Annotated in this window: 14 protein-coding genes; 4 read left to right on the forward strand and 10 right to left on the reverse strand. The window is 39.0% G+C overall.

Features of this window, described 5'->3' with window-relative positions; genetic code table 11:
- The gene (locus tag CHU_RS10655) at positions 1–954 is read right to left on the reverse strand and encodes a lysylphosphatidylglycerol synthase transmembrane domain-containing protein (RefSeq protein ID WP_238379258.1); all 954 of its coding nucleotides are present in this window, start codon (positions 952–954) and stop codon (positions 1–3) included.
- A gap of 28 nt (positions 955–982) precedes the next feature.
- On the opposite strand from CHU_RS10655, the gene ruvC reads away from it, so the two are divergent.
- Together ruvC and CHU_RS10665 are read left to right on the forward strand one after the other, a co-directional pair.
- Positions 983–1,585 carry a crossover junction endodeoxyribonuclease RuvC gene (ruvC, locus tag CHU_RS10660; RefSeq protein ID WP_011585564.1) on the forward strand — a complete coding sequence of 201 codons (603 nt, stop codon included), beginning with the start codon at positions 983–985 and terminating at the stop codon, positions 1,583–1,585.
- A 226-nt stretch (positions 1,586–1,811) separates the two neighbouring features.
- Entirely contained in the window at positions 1,812–3,968 is a 2,157-nt protein-coding gene (locus tag CHU_RS10665; RefSeq protein ID WP_049755531.1) for an OmpA family protein, read from the forward strand.
- 37 nt (positions 3,969–4,005) lie between these two features.
- Here CHU_RS10665 and CHU_RS10670 read toward each other — a convergent pair whose 3' ends face one another.
- The 7 genes from CHU_RS10670 to CHU_RS10700 form a co-directional block, all read right to left on the reverse strand.
- Positions 4,006–5,094, reverse strand: a complete 1,089-nt coding sequence (locus CHU_RS10670) for an acyltransferase family protein (RefSeq protein ID WP_041932339.1) — start codon at positions 5,092–5,094, stop codon at positions 4,006–4,008.
- Between the two features lie 138 nt (positions 5,095–5,232).
- Positions 5,233–5,739: a hypothetical protein gene (locus CHU_RS10675; RefSeq protein WP_238379259.1), complete on the reverse strand. Its 507-nt coding sequence runs from the start codon at positions 5,737–5,739 to the stop codon at positions 5,233–5,235.
- Positions 5,740–5,746: 7 nt separating this feature from the next.
- Positions 5,747–6,928 carry a WG repeat-containing protein gene (locus CHU_RS10680; protein WP_011585568.1) on the reverse strand — a complete coding sequence of 394 codons (1,182 nt, stop codon included), beginning with the start codon at positions 6,926–6,928 and terminating at the stop codon, positions 5,747–5,749.
- Positions 6,929–6,951: 23 nt separating this feature from the next.
- The gene (locus CHU_RS10685) at positions 6,952–7,278 is read right to left on the reverse strand and encodes a hypothetical protein (RefSeq protein ID WP_143144203.1); all 327 of its coding nucleotides are present in this window, start codon (positions 7,276–7,278) and stop codon (positions 6,952–6,954) included.
- A gap of 15 nt (positions 7,279–7,293) precedes the next feature.
- Positions 7,294–7,473 carry a DUF6728 family protein gene (locus CHU_RS19855; RefSeq protein WP_011585570.1) on the reverse strand — a complete coding sequence of 60 codons (180 nt, stop codon included), beginning with the start codon at positions 7,471–7,473 and terminating at the stop codon, positions 7,294–7,296.
- A 337-nt stretch (positions 7,474–7,810) separates the two neighbouring features.
- Positions 7,811–9,808 (reverse strand): (E)-4-hydroxy-3-methylbut-2-enyl-diphosphate synthase, encoded by a 1,998-nt coding sequence (gene ispG, locus CHU_RS10695; protein WP_011585572.1) that lies wholly within the window; start codon positions 9,806–9,808, stop codon positions 7,811–7,813.
- A 287-nt stretch (positions 9,809–10,095) separates the two neighbouring features.
- Positions 10,096–10,803, reverse strand: a complete 708-nt coding sequence (locus tag CHU_RS10700; RefSeq protein ID WP_011585573.1) for an SDR family oxidoreductase — start codon at positions 10,801–10,803, stop codon at positions 10,096–10,098.
- 88 nt (positions 10,804–10,891) lie between these two features.
- Here CHU_RS10700 and CHU_RS10705 point away from each other — a divergent pair, with 88 nt between their 5' ends.
- Both CHU_RS10705 and CHU_RS10710 read left to right on the forward strand, forming a co-directional pair.
- Positions 10,892–11,623, forward strand: coding sequence for an MlaE family ABC transporter permease (locus CHU_RS10705; RefSeq protein WP_011585574.1), 732 nt, complete (start codon positions 10,892–10,894; stop codon positions 11,621–11,623).
- A gap of 28 nt (positions 11,624–11,651) precedes the next feature.
- The gene (locus CHU_RS10710) at positions 11,652–12,398 is read left to right on the forward strand and encodes an ABC transporter ATP-binding protein (RefSeq protein WP_011585575.1); all 747 of its coding nucleotides are present in this window, start codon (positions 11,652–11,654) and stop codon (positions 12,396–12,398) included.
- A gap of 180 nt (positions 12,399–12,578) precedes the next feature.
- On the opposite strand, the gene CHU_RS10715 is transcribed toward CHU_RS10710, so the two are convergent.
- Together CHU_RS10715 and CHU_RS10720 are read right to left on the reverse strand one after the other, a co-directional pair.
- A complete protein-coding gene (locus tag CHU_RS10715; protein ID WP_011585576.1) occupies positions 12,579–16,031 on the reverse strand; it encodes a hypothetical protein in 3,453 nt (1,150 codons plus the stop codon).
- Positions 16,028–19,735: a sensor histidine kinase gene (locus CHU_RS10720; protein ID WP_143144204.1), complete on the reverse strand. Its 3,708-nt coding sequence runs from the start codon at positions 19,733–19,735 to the stop codon at positions 16,028–16,030. Before CHU_RS10720 ends, CHU_RS10715 begins: the two co-directional genes overlap by 4 nt.
- Between the last annotated feature and the right edge of the window lie 39 nt (positions 19,736–19,774).

Here is a 19,774-nt window from a genome sequence, read left to right on the forward strand (position 1 = left end):
CTACGTCCGTTTTCTATATTCTATTTTAAACATACAGAACAAACCTATAACCGCAGGAATCAGCAGATTAAAAAACCACAGACTTAAACTTGCCAGCAATACTTTTTCATCTGCAATATGATAGGCAGAAAAGAAAAAAACGGCAGCAAGCTCCCGCACCCCAATATCCAGAAAAGATGGGATCACAGACTTGACAAAAAATGTAAATACCGATCCTGTTATAAGAATTTCAATGGGCAGATCAACACCAAAATACATCAGCAGGCAAACAAACTGAGATAGGAAAATAAGATACCGAAACGCTGACAAGCCCAGTGTTTCTGCAAACAGCAGATTATTATACATGCGCAGCTGTTCAAACCATTTTTCGATATTTTTTAATAACGGAACATGCTTCATTTTATCGAGCAGCCAGGCACGATAGTTCCATGCCACACAAATCAATACCAAGGTGACACATGCAACAGCCAATGCAAGTAACATATGTGCATCTTCTTCTATAAAAAAATAAAAATAGATCACTGCCGCAACGCCGGTAATACAGGTAATGCACAGTTGTGCCACCCGGCTGAATAATACAGACCCGATACTTTCAAACCGTTTTTCAGAATGTATAAATAATACTCTTCCAACATAATCCCCAATGCCATGCGGTGTGATTATACCCGCTACAATACCGCTATACACCGCCATTAAAGACGTTGAAAAAGGTATTACAGTAATGGATTTTACCAGCCGTTTCCACTTAATTGCTTCTACCGAAATATTAGCAAACATGGCTGCAAGCATGGCTGCAAAAACATATAGTCCGTTTTCTTTAAAAAATGTTTGTGCAAACAGTTCAAGCCAATGCTTTTTCTCCAGCAACACAGTATAAATAACACCTATTGAAAAAAGGAAAACGGCAATTTTTATACCTGCAGAAAAGATTCCGGAAGGATTGATTTTTTTCACAAAAGGTTCGTTAACTTGCATCTCTCGTATGGTCAACAAAAATTCTCCCAAAACAATTGATCGGATCATTCTCGGTGTAGACCCCGGAACGAATGTGATGGGTTATGGACTTATTGCTATTAAAGGAACTCAATTGACATTGATTCAATTTGGTGTTATTCATTTGAGCAAATACACGGACCATGCAATAAAGTTAAGTAAAATCTTTGAGAGGATAAGCCTTCTGATCGAAGAGTATCATCCCGATGAAATGGCCATTGAAGCTCCTTTCTTCGGCTCAAATGTGCAATCCATGTTAAAGCTTGGGCGTGCACAGGGTGTAGCAATTGCCGCAGCTATTTCAAAGCAGGTTCCTATTTTTGAATATGCACCAAAAAAAATAAAACAATCGGTAACCGGCAGCGGAAATGCTTCAAAAGAGCAGGTAGCAGCCATGCTTTCTAAAATTTTATTTTTTCAGGAGATCCCTAAATTGCTTGATGCAACGGATGCCCTCGGCGTTGCCGTATGCCATTACTTCCAAAAGGGTGATGTTAAAAAAAGTAAAGGCGGATGGAATAATTTCATTAAAGAGAATCCCGACAAAGTAAAAACTGTACCTGCCAAAATAAGTAAAAAAAAAACTGACTAATATAGCTTACTATTCAAAAGCTGCTGTAATTTTTCAACCTGCTTTTTTTGTATACACGCATATAAATTCTTGCATTCAGCCAAAACCACTTGTATCTGTTAACCGTTTAACACGATACACATAAGGAATAAATCACATGCGGGTTTGTGAACACCTGCTATTTTTTATAACTTAACTGCTGGTTAATCAACTATTAACAACTTTCATTTACAAATCTACATTACCTATGATTTCGTTTTCATCTATTGCAGGGAGATTATTCGTTGGTCTATCATTGCTTCTTTTTATTTCCACATCATTGTATGCTCAAAGCCCTTCACTATTTTTCTTTGATGATTTTGAGACAACCTCTAAAGGATGGTATGAAGGAGAAACAGAAAAATATTCTTTCAAAATTACGAATGGCGGATATCTCTGCACGAATAAATCGGTATCCGGAGAAACATTCTGGTCAACCAATTCAACGTACCTGAATCCCGATAAAGAATTTACCTACCAGTTTAAAATAAAAGAGCTGGGTGGTTATGCCAGCGATGGTGCAGGTATTTATTTAAGCGCAGGAAACAATAAATACTTTTATTTTGTCATCAATCCGGAACGGTTTGAATACGCGATTGCATCCAGTGAAAATGGTAAAAATACATTTCTGTATGAGTATTACGGATCAAACACCAACAAACGTACAGCTGCCATTAAACCCAGAAATGTAACGAATACGCTGGAAATTGCGCATAAAGGGAGTAACATACTTTTCAGATTGAACGATACGGAATTATTATCGATTCCGTATGCAGGCTCAGGTTTTGAATCACTCACAGGCGTATTCGGAATTTTTATGCGTACAAATATGACTGTAGTTGTTGAAGAGGCAAGCTTATACCACGATGTGCAGATCAAAACGGTACCAAACTTAACGAACGGAATAAAACGCGAAAACCTGGGTGCAAACATCAACACAATCTATGCTGAAAAATTACCGTACATTGCTGCAGATGGTAAAACGCTTTATTATTCCATACAGGGAAACCCTGCTAATACAGGTGGTACAATGGATGGTGATGAAATCTATGTAGCAACAGCTGCCGCTGAGGGTAACTGGAACAAATCAACAGCCATTGGCAAACCGTTAAATAATGCCGGCCCAAATGCTGTTATTTCTGTAACTCCCGATAACAACAGTATGCTGATTATGAATCAATATAATGCAGATGGTACACAAAAAGGATCCGGTGTTTCATTTTCATACCGCACGGAATCGGGCTGGTCGGTGCCGGCAGATGTTGTGATCAATAATTTTTATAACCGTGCAAATACAAATGAATACTCCCTGTCTGCAGATCGCAAAGTTTTATTCATGACGTTACAGCGCGATGACAGCAAAGGTGATAAAGATGTTTATGTGAGTTTTTTACAAAAAGACGGCAGCTTCAGCACACCTTTAAATCTTGGGAGCCAGGTAAACACAAGCAAAGGAGAACTGACTCCTTTTATTGCTGCAGACGGTGTAACACTTTACTTTGCAACATACGGCCACCCTACCTACGGCAGCGCCGATATTTATATGACACGCCGTTTGGATTCAACGTATACAAATTGGTCTGAGCCTTTGAACCTCGGACCAGAGATCAACTCAACAGCCTGGGATGCCTATTATTCAGTAGAGGCTTCGGGTAAATATGCCTACATGGTTACAGCAGAAAACTCCATTGGCGATATTGATATTGTGCGCATTGCCTTGCCGCAATCTGCAAAACCGAAACCTGTTGTGCTGGTGTATGGCAAAGTATTACATGCTACTACAAAACTACCGTTGAAAGCAAACATTCAATATGTAGATCTGGCAACAGGGAAAGAAATTGGTATAGCAACCAGCGATCCTAAAACAGGTGAATACAAAATTGTTTTGCCAACAGGTGCAAACTATGGTTTCCTGGCACAGAAAGAAAACTTTTTCTCCGTATCAGACAACATGGATCTGAATGACCTGAAAGAATATAAGGAACTGGAACGTAATTTATATTTAGCGCCCCTTATAACAGGACAAACCATCCGTTTGAATAATTTGTTTTTTGATACCGGAAAAAGTGATCTGCGCAAAGAGTCTTATGCCGAATTAAACCGTACGGTAGAATTAATGAAATTATACCTGACCATGACGATAGAAATTTCCGGCCATACCGACAACGTTGGCGGCGATGCAGAAAATCAAACGCTCTCTGAAAACAGAGCAAAAGCAGTTGTAAATTATCTGGTTTCTCACGGCATCGATGCATCCCGTGTGCAATCTAAAGGATATGGAAAAACTAAACCTGTCTCTACAAACGATACAGACCACGGCCGTCAGCTGAACAGACGCGTTGATTTTACGATTATAAAAATGTAAATAAAAAAGATTCAGTTAAGCGTATGAGCAGCTGCGCTTAACTGAATCTTTTTTTCAATGTTAAAAAAGGTTTTTCAATCACATAATAGCTGCACATACCCGCTGCAATTGTTCCCCCCAGACATACCCCAACAAATACAAGTACAACAAGCGGACTTTCAAGCGGTATATGTTTTTTATCAAAAATTTTAACAAAGAGATTAATGACAATGGTATGTGTTAAATAAAACCCATAGCTATATATTCCGAGCCTGCTCAGTATATTTTTTTGCGGAATGGTGAATAGTTTCTTTTCAAACACAACTGCTGCTATAATCAGTAAATGAGCAAATCCTAATATGGTTGGCTCAATCAGCAGCTTGAACGGAAGAGCGAGATTAGGCAGCGTTAGCACAATCAATGCACTTATGATTATAATTGAAATTTTCACGCCCGATGCAAGGGTTTCCGTAAACAACTCCATCCGTTCTTTATATAGTATCAGTAAAATTGCAGGAACAGCGCCATAAGCAAAATAATCAATATTGGTACAGACATCGAGAAAACTCCAGCCCTGCATATAAAATACCCCCCGCGCTATGTTGGCAAAAATAATCGAACCCACAACAAGCCAATGTATGTTCCGGATGGATACAACATACAAAACCAGTCCCCATATCAGGTAAAAATGCTCTTCTACACATAAGGACCACATCACTCCCAAAGGAGATACATTGGGAAAACCATCGGTAGCAATCATTTTATAGTTTTCAAGAAAAAAAGCAGACATCAGCCAATTAGGTGTATAACCATCACCGGAAGCTGTTATGGAAATAAGTGATAAAATGAATGGGGTTATAAACGCAAACACCAGCATAACATAATACAAGGGCCAGATCCGTAATATCCGTCTGACATAAAATGCCTTAAGATCCAATGTACCGGTACGTTTTTTCTCTTCTAAAATAATATAGGTAATTAAAAATCCGCTTAATGAAAAAAAGAATGAAACAGCCGCCCCCCCGCCTTCTTTTATAAAATCAAAAACCGGAAATCCCCAAATAGGAATATGGAACAGAAAAACTTTAACGAATGCAAAAAAACGTAAGGCATCAAATGTTTGAAAATAGGTCCGGTTGTTTTTCATTAAAATAATATTCAGGATCAACGGATAAACTTAGCGTAAATTATTAACAACAAAAACTCTATGAATTGTATATACAATAAAAAAGTCTCACCCTGACAGGGGCGAGACTTCCGTTACTGTTTAGCAGCACGTTTATATTTATTTTATCACAAAATGTTCTTCACCTATTTTTAGCCCATCCACATATAACTCAATAATGTGTAACCCATGTCTGAAATGTTTGGGGTGATTGTATAAGAAATCAATCTTTAATGGCTGACCATCTAATTTTGTACTTACTTTAAATGTATAGGGAGTTTCTTTGCCATTTAAATTAAACAAGCCGCCGCCCGCTGCCGGATCATAAATATCTACGCCATGCGGATCGATTAAACGCATCATAACAGATTTGTATCCGGTAACCGATGGATCTGAACTTACCAGCATAAAATTAACATGCAAAATTTTATAGCTCGACTTGTGCGGATCATGTGCATGTGTATGATGTGTTGTATCTGAAATATGCTGAATATCTTTTACAAGAATAACCTCCAGGTTTTCAGCTCTCAATGAACTGTGTGTTTTTACCTGAGCAATGCTGTTGGTAGCTGAAAATAAACAAACAGCAATACCTAACCCAAATACAATTTTACCTAATCGATTCATAATTATTCTATTCACAGAATTTAATACAAGTACCTCTTTTATCAATAAAACGTGTTTTTTCATTTAAAACAACTTCTGCAGAGCCGTTAATGAAGTCATACGCATATTCATAATTAAAAGATATGATTAATTTACCTTTGTTATCCAGATAACCATATTTACCTGACTTCGATACCACTGCATAGCCTTCTGAATAAGGGCGCATAACTTTATACGTAAATGGCGTTACCTGTTCATTTTTACTATTGATGCAACCCCAATAGCCTGATTTAACAGCCATTAACTCTCCATCCGCATCCATGTCTTCCAGCCATTGATACATGAGAGGTACAAATACCGTACCTGTTTTATCAATGTATCCATACAGATTGTTTTTTTTGACTTTAGCAAAACCATTTGAAAAATCCCCGGCCCAATCATAAATAGCCGGTACCAGCATAACTCCTGAGGTATTGGCAAAACCCCAGGTATCATTTTTTTGTACCCGCAGCAGCCCGTCTTTAAACACTGAAACCCAATCCTGTTCAATGGGCAAAACTGTTTTGCCGGCTTTATCAATAATACCGTATTTTCCACCTTTGGAAACAACCGCAACGCCGCTGCTGTAATTACCTGCTTTTTCAAATGTTGGCTGAATAACAAAGGCGCCTTTCGGATTGATGTACCCAAACAGGTTATTCTTCTTTACTGCTGCCAGGCCATCTGAAAATTCGATCGCAAATTCAAATTGAGCAGGAATAACTTCTTTTCCCAGCTTATCAATGTACCCATACTTGCCTCCTTTTTTGATAACAGCCATGCCTTCTGAAAACGGATACGCTTCCTCAAACTTAGCCGGGATTTTCAATCCCCCCATTTTATCAATAAAGCCCCAGGATCCTGCTACTTTAACCGCTGCAAACGCTTCTGTAAAAGACATTGCTGAATCATATTTGACCACAATCTTTATCGTACCTGTCTGATCAATAAAATACCCTTTGCCCATCCGGTAAACCAAAGCACGGTTTTCTGAAAACGGAGCAACGCGGTCGTAAATCGGCAGGATCATCACTTTACCCGTACGTGCATCAATATATCCGTATTTTTCGCCTGATTTAAAAGGTGTAGGAACAACTCCCGGTGTTTGGGCAAAACTGCTCAGGCTTATATATATAAGAGCAAAAAGAAGAATGTGTTTGAGAACAGTCATAATTAATCGGTAGCGTTTAAAAACTATCTTAGTAAACAGGGATTATCAATAATAATCTGAACAATAATTTCTGTCATTACCCAAAGCACTTCTCCGGTAGTGATAAATACTTCTTTTACCAGAACATTCCGGCGGGCGAGCCGGCTTTTTCTTTCCGGATGTTTATCCAGTTGAATTTCTGTACTTCCGGGCACAACTGTTACAGGAATGGTTACAGAAGCAACCTGTTCATAAGGTGCTGCAGCAACTGTTTGATATTGCAGTGTAACAACAACAGGTGCTGCGATAGAGTGTATTTGTATACAACAACATAACACCGTACTTAAAAGGATTGATTTAAGTATTCTCATATACATATAATAAGATCAGCCGTTTTGGCGAATAAACAGTCTGTATAAAATAACAAACAGGCAAATCAGAAAAAGAACGATAGCGATTTTATTCGCTGCATACATCAGCTTCATATATATAGAAGGGTTTGTATTGGGATCTTTTTTCCGGAAGAAATAGGTGAAGACTTCCCCTATTTTAAAATATTCTTTCATTTGTGTAATTATTAAATTTAAGGAGAATCATTTATTTGTATTCCTTGACTTTGCTCTGCAATAATTTGCCTGATCAAATAAACCCATTTTTTCAGAACAATTTATTAAGCTATCCCAAAAGTCTTCCGAATAACAATATGATGTTTCATTTGCTGATTCTATCAAACGATCTATTGCAAGTTCCTATGCTCTATTATTTAAAAACTCACTGTAATCTGTAAACTGTTTGTGGTTCTTATAAAATTCAGGAATATGATCAGCCAAATCTTTTATCGCTTGCTGCATGTTTGGTTGAGATTGCTTGAAGTTAAATAGCTTCATATTTTGATATATAGCTTTATATAACTTCCGAAACCACTGGTTCCAGCCATTTGCCATCTTCTTTAATAATATTGATTAGCTCATCTACGGCCTTATCCGAATGTACCGCCTTGTTCACAACCGTTTGTCCGCGGTATAACGCAATCTTATCTTTCCCAACACCCACATATCCGTAATCGGCATCGGCCATTTCACCCGGACCATTCACAATGCAGCCCATGATCCCGATCTTCACGCCTTTTAAATGATCAGTGCGCTTACGGATCATCGCGGTCGTTTCCTGCAAGTCAAACAAAGTTCTTCCGCAGGATGGACAGGAAATGTATTCCGTTTTGGTCATACGCGTACGTGCTGCCTGCAAAATTCCGAAACCCAGATTATTCACCGATTTTAAATATGCCAACAACGCTTCTTTCTCCGCAAGAATCATTTTTTCTGAAGACAGGAAAATACCATCTCCCAGCCCATCTACCAGTAAACCACCTGCATCGGTTGAAGCTGCCAAAAACAACGTTTCTTCATTCTTATGTGTATACGCACGTTTTATAATAACGGGTGTAGCGATCTCTCTGTTCATTAACGTGATAAAACTCCTTCTCAACTCGGCCATGGCATGTTCATTGAACGATTCCAGGATCAGCACAGCGGTTGTATCAGAAGCCAAACGCAGCAACAAGGCGTCGTCAACATCTTCAATATCAGCGACAACAAAGTTCAGCTGCGGGTGTTTTACCACATCCGTTTTATACCAGCGGGCCATAAATAACGGAAATACATGTGTCTGGTCCGTTAACACCTTCCACGTATCTGCATCTACAATTTCCTTCAGGCCATTCGGCAGCATAAAAGGTGCTTTGTTTTTACCCGTATAGATAAAGTCTGCACCCAGATCATTCATGCTCCATTTATCCAATGCAGGCAAATAAAAATGTCCTATAGATTTCAGGTCCTGAACCTCGAGTGATTCAACATCACTGAAATCGGCGATCACTCTTGGCACATTTAAGCCACCGATTGTATGTACATCTGTAGTCGTTCTCCTTTTATAAGAATACGGGTTGATCGGATTTTTTTCTACGAAGGGAATAGCAGCGTGTTTTTTCCGGTCGATATACCGGTCAACCAATTTTTGAGCAACGGGAATTTCAAATTCCGGAGCCTCGGTTAAGGACACCCGAACGGTATCTCCTAACCCGTCTTCCAATAATGTTCCGATCCCAACGGCAGATTTTATCCTTCCATCTTCAGCTTCTCCGGCTTCCGTTACACCCAGATGCAAGGGGTAAGGACGCAGCCCTTCTTCCTCCAGTTTCTGAACCAGCAGGCGGTATGCCTGCACCATAACCTGGGTATTACTTGCTTTCATGGAAATTACAATATTGTAATATTCCAAGTCTTCACAGATGCGCAAAAACTCCAGTGCAGACTCCACCATACCCAAAGGAGTGTCTCCGTAGCGGGACAAAATCCGGTCTGAAAGAGAGCCGTGGTTGGTTCCGATCCGCATCGCCGTACCGTATTCTTTACAGATTTTTACCAGCGGAATAAACTTTTCACGTATACGTTCGAGCTCTTCCTGATAGGAAGCGTCTGTATATTCGATTACTTCAAACTTCTTTTTGTCGGCATAATTGCCCGGGTTAATCCGGACTTTTTCAACAATTTTTGCAGCAAGTTCGGCTGCATTCGGAGTAAAATGTATATCGGCAACCAGGGGAACATCGTACCCGCGTTTTAATAATTCGTTCTTAATGTTTTCTAAATTCTGAGCCTCCTTTACACTTGGAGCTGTCACTCTGACATACTCACATCCGGCCTCTACCATTCGGATTATTTGCTCCACGCTGCCCATCGTGTCCATCGTATCAACCGTAGTCATCGATTGTAACCGGATAGGATAGTCGCCGCCCATCGGAACTTTTCCTATGGTAACAACACTTGATTTCCTACGCACATACTGGGTAAGACTGGAACAGTATTTTGTGTTTATTGAAGAAAGTTCGCCTGATGACATCTCTTGATTTCGTTATATATCAGGAAAGATAACTTTTTTGTTGAATTCCCCTCCATGATATGCTATTTAATTCGTTTTTTGAAGCATTTTATTTTTTTAGACTAATCTAAAATTTAACATTTAGTTATTTAAAAATCAGAACAATTAATTAATTTAACATAAAGTATCAGATGAATTAAAAAAGTTGCTGTTGTTTTTGTAAAATGATTAAAAAAAGCACTAAAAAAGCTCATTCGGACTGAATGAGCTTGGTATATGGATATGTAAATTTTACCAGAACACATTACTTAAATGTCTCCCAGCTGAGGACGTAAAAGCAGTTCTTCCACTACGGTATGATCGGATAGTTTATAGATACCAAAGATTGAATCAGCCACATCTTCTGGCTTAATGAATCGTTCTTCCGGCAGGTCTACCCCATCCCAGGAAGCAGTCAGCGTTGCTCCGGGCAGTACCGCCGTCACCCGGATATTGTATGGCTTCATCTCTTCTCTCAGAACTTTTGTCATGCCCAGCATGGCAAACTTGGAGACACTATATGACCCTCCGTTTGCATACGGCATGATACTCGCAATGGAACAGATATTAAAAATGCTCCCCCTCTTGTTTTCGATCATCCGGCCAATCACTCCACGGGTAATATCATAGGTACTATATAAGTTGGTTTGGATCTGCGTTTCCAGAACACCTTCGGGTTCGTTATGGATTTGCCCCTGAACAAAAACACCTGCATTGTTAATCAGAACATCTGCCGCCCGGTTCAGTTGGGTAAACGCCCGTACCACTTCTTCTCTTCCTTTTTTGTTGGAAACATCTGCCACTTGGGTAAAAACCTGTATACCGGCATAGTTAGACAAAATAGTATTTTTTAAAGAGTCCAGATCTTCTCTATTTCGGGCACAGGTAAAAACATCAAACCCTTCGGAAGCAAATTTATAGACCAATGCTCTGCCGATTCCTTTCGTACCACCTGTTATAATGACTAGTTTATTCATGTTAATTTTAAATTGTTTGCCACTTAAATATACCTTATTTTAGTAAGGATTTTAAGCAGATTATTCGGTTACTTGATAGTAAAATACGATGAAGAGTTTTGGGAAGTACATGATTTTGATGGGAAGTCTTTTTGTTAGAAGAGAAAAATTTAGTGTTTATTGGAAGTTAACAATCGATGAATGTATCCTGATCGGTACAAATTCCATCTTTATTGTTGCCATTGTTTCTTCTTTTATTGGTGCAGTAACCTGTATTCAGACAGCTGCCAACCTGGTTAGTCCCCTGGTTCCGATCTATGTGGTTGCCTCCGTTGTACGGGAAATGTCCATTTTGGAGCTTGCCCCTACCTTTACCTGCGTGGTTTTGGCGGGTAAAGTCGGTTCGAGCATTGCAGGCCAATTGGGTACCATGCGCATAACCGAACAGGTAGACGCTCTGGAAGTTATGGGTATAAATTCCGCATCATATCTGATTTTGCCCAAAATCCTTGCCAGCCTTATTACGATCCCGATGCTGGTAACATTTGCGGGATTATTATCCATTTTAGGCGGTTACATAGCCGGTATTCTGGGAAACATTATTACCACACAGGATTTTGTGTACGGTGTACAGATCGATTTTAATGAATTCAATGTTACATTTGCCCTGATAAAAGCATTCGTTTTTGCCTTTTTGATCTCTTCTATTTCTGCTTATCAGGGATATTTTACTAAAGGAGGAGCATTGGAAGTTGGACAATCTTCTACCACAGCGGTTGTAAATAGTTGTATCGGTGTATTGGTTGCCGATCTGCTGCTTGCTCAATTACTATTAAACTAATCCTCCCATTATTGCCAAATAAGTCGTTATGATTGAGTGCAAAAACATTAATAAGTCCTTTAACGGTAAACAGATTTTAAAAAATGTATCGGCCCAATTTGAAAAAGGAAAAACAAACCTGATCATTGGAGCCAGCGGTACAGGAAAAAGTGTGTTATTAAAAACACTGGTGGGGCTGGTTCACCCCGATTCAGGTGCTGTTTTATATGATGAACGCGATTTTACGCAGGCGAATAAAGATGAAAAACAAGTGATCCGCAGAGAAATCGGCATGCTTTTTCAGGGCGGCGCCCTGTTTGATTCTAAAACAGTAGAGCAAAACGTGATGTTCCCCTTAGACATGCTCAGTAATATGTCTAAATCTGAAAAAACAGATCGGGTCAATTTCTGTCTGCAACGTGTAGGCTTAGATCAGGCAGCAAAATTAATGCCTTCGGAAATAAGCGGCGGTATGGCAAAACGGGTGGGTATTGCCCGTGCAATTGTACTGAATTCAAAATACCTGTATTGCGATGAACCCAATTCAGGCTTAGATCCTCAAACCTCAATCCGGATCGATAATCTGATTCAGGAAATTACACATGAATATGATATCACTACCGTGGTAGTAACGCACGATATGAACTCTATGCTTGAGATCGGTGAAAACATCATTTTTATGTTTAAAGGCGAAAAGATCTGGGAAGGAACAAAAGACAATATCCTTGAAACGGATGTAAAAGATCTGCAGGATTTTATCTTTGCCAGTAAGCTGATCCGGGATATGAAGAATTAAGCTGAAAGCTAAAGGCTGAAAGCTAAAGGCTGAAAGCTAAAGGCTGAAAGCTAAAGGCCCACCAATTCCGTGGTCTGTGGCACACAGACCACCCACCACCAATAAAGGTTCATTGTATCGTTAGCTGTAAACAAAAAGCTTAGTCTTTCAGCGTTAGGCGTTAAGCCTTCCGCATGTATCCTAAAACAACGCGCTCAACTGCATCCTGCCTGTATGAATAGTTTTAACCGATTCCGATTTTCTGCCTTCATACGAAAACGATATCTGTAACCCATTGGTCAAACGCTCCTGCCAGACAACATTCCATGTCATGTTATTTCCGCTCAGCAAAGCTTCCTGCATTTCGTAGGCAATGGGGCTATTCTCCTGCGTACCGTTCAACCTGGAATTGATGCGAATATATTTAATGGTTGTGGTAAACGTGCGTTTGGAAAGTTTATTCAGTTTCAGCTCCGTACCTATATTATATAAGATCGCATTTTCACCGTTCCCGATCGCAAGCGTATTTATTTTGTAGGCCACTCCGCTTAAAATTGAAAAACGCAGATTTGTTCGCGGCTGATAGGAAATCTCATTATCTGCTTTTTTGTACTCTATATAATAGTTTCTAACCGTATTGAAATCGGAGTTCACGCTGTTGAATCCCGTGGTCAGTTTTATCTTCCAGGCATACATGCGTTTAAATGTAGAACGCAGCCCATACACAAGATCGTTGATGGATTGGTTTTCAAACCCCTGTGTTAAAAACTGCCTTGAGTCATTTGCGGTGTAGGCAAGATCCATCCCGAAAAGTGAGCTTGACCGGTTGTAAAATACAATTGCCCGGATAACGCGCTGAAAAGCCAGCAAGGAAGTATCGCTTGTACTCGGGGAAGCAGGATTAAACCGCTCCCACAAATTATCATCGGTTGTTTTTTTATTTAATGTAATGGAGGATGTATTCGAAAGTTTCGATAAGGTTTTTAACATAAAGGAATTAGAAGATTTCCATTTCCTTGGCATGCTCATATCCAGCCGGTAGTTGATCAGGTTGGTATACGCTTTATAATAATCGTTGGAAGGCAGGTAAATCTTAATAAATTCAGCCGTATCATTATAAATTTTAGTAACAAATTCATTGATCTGCTGAATGCGGTCATTATTATAATCCCGCCAAACATAGGTTCCCAGTCCGGTTGCTACCGGCTGAAAAACAAACTGCTGCCTGGCTTGCCGCCCCACGCCTGTTGTAACCGTAAGTTCTGAACGTATGTGCCGTTTCAATGCACTGATACTCCAGTCTACCCGCGACATGATCGTTTCATCGCCTGGTGTTGCTACCGGACCAACATAATTCAGATACCTGTAGGTAGTAACAAAATTTAACTGATGGTCTAAACTGAACTTAATACCGCTTGTAAAACTTACAGTTTGTGCCTTTGTATAAGGAAGCAATTCGTTGCCAAATAACTGCCTGTCGTTCCGGCTGCTGTAATCAATTTTATATCTGAACTTAGCAGTATCGTTAGAGGTAACATAATATTTAAATTCTTCAAAATACATTAAGGATTGTAATAAATTCCCGGAAGAATCGACCACGCGGTTCTTTTCTGTATTGTATTGAAAACCTGGGGTGATGGTAGTTGTTTTATAATATACATGTGCGTTATAGCGCTCCCAGTTTGCCTTACCTCTGTAGTTATTGCTGTTATTTAAAAACAGATCACCTTTAAAAAACAAATTTCCGATCTTCTGATACAATTGTGCCTGATGCTGTACGCCATTCAGATCGGATTCCTTATTCCGGTAATTCAGGGAATAACTCATCAGCTCACTTGCATTTTTAGCATAGGTAATATTCCCTGTTACCATGTTATTGTTACCAAGCCTGGTAACATCTTCATTCCAGTAGCGTTCAAAATCTGCTGCACGGAAGCGGTCAATCGCACTGAAATTTTTCTCATTGAGTTCATATGCAAGCGTTGATGTTAACAGGTATTTATTTAACAGGCCAATGTCTCGTTTATTACTTTTCACACCGGCACGTACAGACATACCTGCATCATCCCCTTTGTCCAACGTAGAATATAAATTGATATCATTCTGACTGAATGCAATGTCACTGAAAACCTGTTCGTGTTTATTGATGTATTGCGAAAAAGAACCCTGGATCATTTGCTTTTTCTTCGGAGTAGGAATGTACTGAACTGGTAAATAATTGCCATTCGGCAAACCTACATATTTGTACACCCGTGCATTAGTCGTTGCATTATCCAGGGAGTAACTGCCCTGCCCTTGTGCTACCTGAGAAAATTTTACCTGATACACAGCTGTAGCCGGGTCCGTAGAATACTCGTACACATCCACACCTGCTACTGTTGTTTTGCTATATAAGGTAGCACCCTGGGTATATCCAACAGAATCGGCGCCGTCAATATAAGCTTTTGTGAGATCATCCCCGATCGTTGAAAGATAGATCTGATCAGCGTTTGAAAGATCGAGCAACAAGGGGTTACGCGGATTATCTTTTTCTGTATAGTACTGAAAAGAAAATACACCGTTTTTGTTTTTAATGCTTTGCGAAATGGCGGTGTTTGTACGCGCATAATTTTTATCGGTATACTCAAAATCAACGCGCATGCGGTTATATCGCGTAACCAATATATAAGGAGTTAGCGTAATTTCTGCTGTATTATAATCGATCACATAATCGTAATCAAACCCTCGCGTCAGCAGCCTGCCGTCAAAATATACCCGTTCTGAATTTGCAATAATCGTAATATAGGCTTCATTGTTGGCCCCCCTTAACCGGTAAGGCCCTTGCACTCCCTCCAGCAATACGTCTGCAGTACCCGGTGAAAACTGCATGGAATTAAATTTACCTTTTGAAACACCGATCCCCCCCTGTGTAATACTTTCAAAAGTGGAATCTTTTTTTTCGGTATGCATAATATGCCCCCCTTGTACGTTACGGTAGTAGCGTAAAAAATAAGACTGCTGTTCCTTCAAAACAATATCTCCTACGGTTAATGCAGTCTTGGGTGTTTTTAACTGAATATACACCCGGTCAAATTGCTGCAGCTGCTGCGTATTTCCTTCTGGTTGAAAAGGAATATTCTGATCAGAAATTACTGCAGTCAAGGTTAAATTCTCTGTCAGCTTTCCATCCAGCTGCAGGTTCAGCACAGAGTTTACAAAAACACTCTGGTTATTTCCAACCGATAACCCACGCGATATCACACCGGTTTTGTTGATGCCGGGCGTTGAAAATAATTCCTCCCGTTGCTGCGGCGTATTGCTGTAGCCGCGCAGCCGCATTACTTCTCTGTAACCGCCAAGCGAATCATAAATGGAAAGATCTCTTTTGTAAACACGTTTTGCTAAATCAAACGGGTAAACACGGTAGCAGACCAATATCGAATCGGGTAAAGGAGCTGGTGATAGAGTAAGAAGGTTGGATGCGATACTGTATGTACTTGTGTAACCGCCGGGGGATTTTATTTCAATACTTCCCGGAACGACAGAAAGAGAATCCAGTTTTATACCATCTTCAGAAGGTTTGATCCAGCGGCAACGCAGATTACTATATTGCGCATATCCGCTATGCACAATAACAAAAAAAAAGAAAAGTGTAATTACATAAACCCTTATCATTCGTTATAGTAAGGCATTTCTATATAAAATGAAGTGCCTTTATCTGCTGTAGTTTCAAACCATATGGTGCCTTTCATATCCTCAACCAATCGTTTTGCAAGTGCCAAACCTATGCCTGAACCTGAATATTTTGTACTGAAATACGGCACGAAAATTTTGCTTTGAAGTTCTGTTGGTATACCCGTTCCATTATCCCGGATTTCTATCAGCACACGATCTACTTTTTGACTCACATACACATCAATATTACGCGTACGCATATCCGGTATGCTTTGTATTGCATTCAACAATAAATTGTTTAAAATATTTACAATCATTGTTTTGTCTGCCACTATAAATGTTGGTGTTGCCGGTATGTGCGCCTGTATGCCCGATTGATCCTGTTGCTGATGCAGCACGACCAGTTCTTTTACTAATAAATTCAATTCAACTTTTTCAAGCTGCAATTCAGGCAATTTGTAAAAAGATGAAAAAGAACTTGCTATCTCACTTAACGAATCAACCTGGGTTAAGATTGTCTGAAAAGATTGTTTTAATTCTTCATCCGTAGGCTTTGATCCGCCATTATTAAAGCGCTGCAATAGATACTGCAGTTTTAACTTCATGGGTGTTAACGGATTTTTGATCTCGTGCGCTACCTGTCTGGCCATTTCCCTCCAGGCACTCTCCTTCTCTGAGTTTGCCAGTATTAACTTACTTTCATCCAGCTTTATAAGCATGGAATTATACTCCTGAACCAGACGTCCTATTTCGTCGGAAGACTGCCATTGAATCGGTTCATTATCATACAAGCCTGTTTTTTTAATCCCTATGGTAATAAGCTTTAAAGGATATGTTAAATAAAAGGCAACCAGGTACGAAAGCAATAATAAAATGATAAAACCGATTGAAAAGATGTTCAGAATAATTTTCAGATACGACGATATCTGCCGCACAATATCTTCCTTTGATTCAAAGAATGGCAAATGTATAATACCCGCAATGGCTCCGGTTCCCGGAACACGTATCAACCGGTAAATGGATTTGTAGGATAATGAACCCGTTTGTTCTGTAGTTACAATATATTGGTTTTTACTTTCGAGAAGTGCCGCGTATGCACTGGGCTGTATATAGCTTGAAAGAATTCCTTTCCGGAACACTTCAGGTTGATTTGTTGCCAGTAAATATCCGTTCGTTCCGTAGATATTAATATCCAGCTGTTCCACCCGTGTCAGATCAGACTCCAGCAATAACTCACCTACCGAAGCTTTACTGATCCGATCCTGAATAATCGTACGTGATGATATCAAGGCAGACAATTTATCTGAATCATTGATAAACCGATTCATCAGCGATTGTTCATAGTTTTTATTTACATAACCCAGGGTTATAACACTGACCAATAAAAGCGGAATGAAAAAGGCAAGATTTAAATAGATCTGTACCTTGGTTGCATAACTGACCTGGCGTTTCTGCAGATTTATGCGGTACACGTGCACAAGTACAATAAACAGAATACCTACAATATGGAATAAAAAATACAGGGATGCATTTGAAATCAATATATCCATAATACCATACGGCTTACTTACTACGATCCAGGCATTATCCGTTCCTTTTAACCAGATGTGATAATACCCTTCATACGTACATTCCTGTATATTATTATTGCGTTTATTGCGGATAAAATTTATGAACTGCTGATCGTAATTAAAATAGCCATAACTGGTTTCCAATTTCCCATTATTCAGAATACAATAATCGAAATCTTTATAATTTTCCTGAACTTGTTTCTGATCCAGTACCAATTCAGGGAATACGCTGTTTTTACTATACTTACCTGATTCCAGTTCAATAATGATGTAAGCAATTACGATATTCGAAGAAGTAATCTTATTCACAGAAATATAGCGCCGTGTATTTGTTATGTGATCGTTGTAGCTATACAGATCAAGTTTATTGAGATAGGTAGATTTCACTAAAACGGTATTATAGTATTCGTTGTAGGTTACCTGTCCGGTCTGTGTATTGAAAGGCTCTCCCGTAGCATCCAGCAATTCTACGCGAACGGAATAATCATTAAAATAATTGGACAGATACTTCTTCTGAATTTTATCTTTTACAATTGTCAGATCAGAAAAAGGCGATAAGATCTTTTCACGTATAAACCCATCGCGTTGAATGTTGATAGAAGCTTCCTGCAATAAAAATTCTGTTATTTCATCCCGATCATACAGCAAACGTTCGCCATAGCGGTTCATCTGCTGATTCACTTTATTTCTGCCGTTATAAAAAATAGCCGTACCAATCATTAAAGAAGAAACCAGGGAAAATAAAAAAATGTAAATAAAAGATTGGTATTTCATTTTCCCTAAAATAGCCGGATACCCCTGAAGTAAACTCAATAAACTAAACACCGTTAAGCACATACTGACAACCGCCAGCTGCGGATCAATAAAGGCACTTATTGCAATAAAAATCAGATACAATGTAATAAGCTGCATGGGGGAATCAATTCTATAGCGTTTATACAACCTCCATAAAACCTGCAGTGTTAAATGCACTAAATAAAAGAACACAAATGAAATTGAAATGATTGATACCACTAATAAAATACGCAGTACCGAAACATCTAAATCCTCAATCAGATTCAGAGATACCGTAGAATTGGATACGATACTGCGAATCATCAAATAATAAGTTACAGCAAAAACCCAGGAAAGCAGAATACTTAAACCGAGTTTGATCCGAACCATAAGTGTTTTTTTATTGATATAAATAAATCGGTAGATCTTGCGGTGCTGAACAACTGAAATGATTTCAAACAATAAATAAACAGAGAAAAATATATTGAGTACCAGATCAAATATTGATTCGCTGAAAAAAGAAGAAGCATAATAACCTGATGAAAAGATTTCATCCGAAGAAAAATATTCCGGCAGATTTAACAGTATCAAAAGCAGCCGGAAACTTATAAATAAAGCGATGCGAAACAGTACATGCATCACCTTACGTTTGCGTTTCCATAATACTTCCGTGATAAAATACACCCATACCAGCAGCACGAGTAACACATAAATAACGGTAGCAAATGTGCCGTATATAAAATCCTGCTGCGATGAGCTGCATTCAAAACTGCATAAATACTGCCCGTGCCGGCCTATCACCTGCCCTGTTTGTTTCCCTGATATATAAATACGTACCGGAATATGCTTAAACAGCAAGGGGTTTGTGTGATTGTTTATAAAGGTGTTTTCAACGGAATAAATGCGTTCAAGTTCCAGCAACGAGAATACTTCTATTGTTTTCCCATCCATGGAAGCCGTATCGCGGCAAGACAGGTATTTACCGGTGCTGTTACTGATATAACTCCATTTATTTACGCCTTTTAAAAATTTATAATTGGGTATATTTTCAGATTCAGACCAATAAATTAAGCGGCCTTCTTCATACACAAAAAATGGATTGCTTTTTTTTATTTTATTAAATGCCGAAAAAGAAATTTCTTTCGCTCCTATTTTTTTTAAGATGTTTTTATTTTGAATTTCTGTTTCAGTCATTGAATGACTCACGCGGTTTGAAACAGTAGAATAATAAATATTCTGATCCAGATGGATGCATGCAGTTCTAAAAATCAGTAATAACGTTAAGCTTACGCCTAATGAAAGTATGACCCAACGCAGGAAGGTTAAAAAAGATGAGAAAGACTTAAACGGCAACATCATATACCCTAAAAATACGGAAATATGCCCGTAATAGTATGC

The organism is Cytophaga hutchinsonii ATCC 33406, assembly GCF_000014145.1.
Taxonomy (GTDB): Bacteria; Bacteroidota; Bacteroidia; order Cytophagales; family Cytophagaceae; genus Cytophaga; species Cytophaga hutchinsonii.

Coding starts and splice junctions, on each gene's coding strand:
- ruvC (WP_011585564.1), top strand. CDS start 983: ATGGTCAACAAAAATTCTCCCAAAACAATTGATCGGATCATTCTCGGT.
- CHU_RS10665 (WP_049755531.1), top strand. CDS start 1,812: ATGATTTCGTTTTCATCTATTGCAGGGAGATTATTCGTTGGTCTATCA.
- CHU_RS10670 (WP_041932339.1), bottom strand. CDS start 5,094: ATGAAAAACAACCGGACCTATTTTCAAACATTTGATGCCTTACGTTTT.
- CHU_RS10675 (WP_238379259.1), bottom strand. CDS start 5,739: ATGAATCGATTAGGTAAAATTGTATTTGGGTTAGGTATTGCTGTTTGT.
- CHU_RS10680 (WP_011585568.1), bottom strand. CDS start 6,928: ATGACTGTTCTCAAACACATTCTTCTTTTTGCTCTTATATATATAAGC.
- CHU_RS10685 (WP_143144203.1), bottom strand. CDS start 7,278: ATGAGAATACTTAAATCAATCCTTTTAAGTACGGTGTTATGTTGTTGT.
- CHU_RS19855 (WP_011585570.1), bottom strand. CDS start 7,473: ATGAAAGAATATTTTAAAATAGGGGAAGTCTTCACCTATTTCTTCCGG.
- ispG (WP_011585572.1), bottom strand. CDS start 9,808: ATGTCATCAGGCGAACTTTCTTCAATAAACACAAAATACTGTTCCAGT.
- CHU_RS10700 (WP_011585573.1), bottom strand. CDS start 10,803: ATGAATAAACTAGTCATTATAACAGGTGGTACGAAAGGAATCGGCAGA.
- CHU_RS10705 (WP_011585574.1), top strand. CDS start 10,892: ATGAAGAGTTTTGGGAAGTACATGATTTTGATGGGAAGTCTTTTTGTT.
- CHU_RS10710 (WP_011585575.1), top strand. CDS start 11,652: ATGATTGAGTGCAAAAACATTAATAAGTCCTTTAACGGTAAACAGATT.
- CHU_RS10715 (WP_011585576.1), bottom strand. CDS start 16,031: ATGATAAGGGTTTATGTAATTACACTTTTCTTTTTTTTTGTTATTGTG.
- CHU_RS10720 (WP_143144204.1), bottom strand. CDS start 19,735: ATGATGTTGCCGTTTAAGTCTTTCTCATCTTTTTTAACCTTCCTGCGT.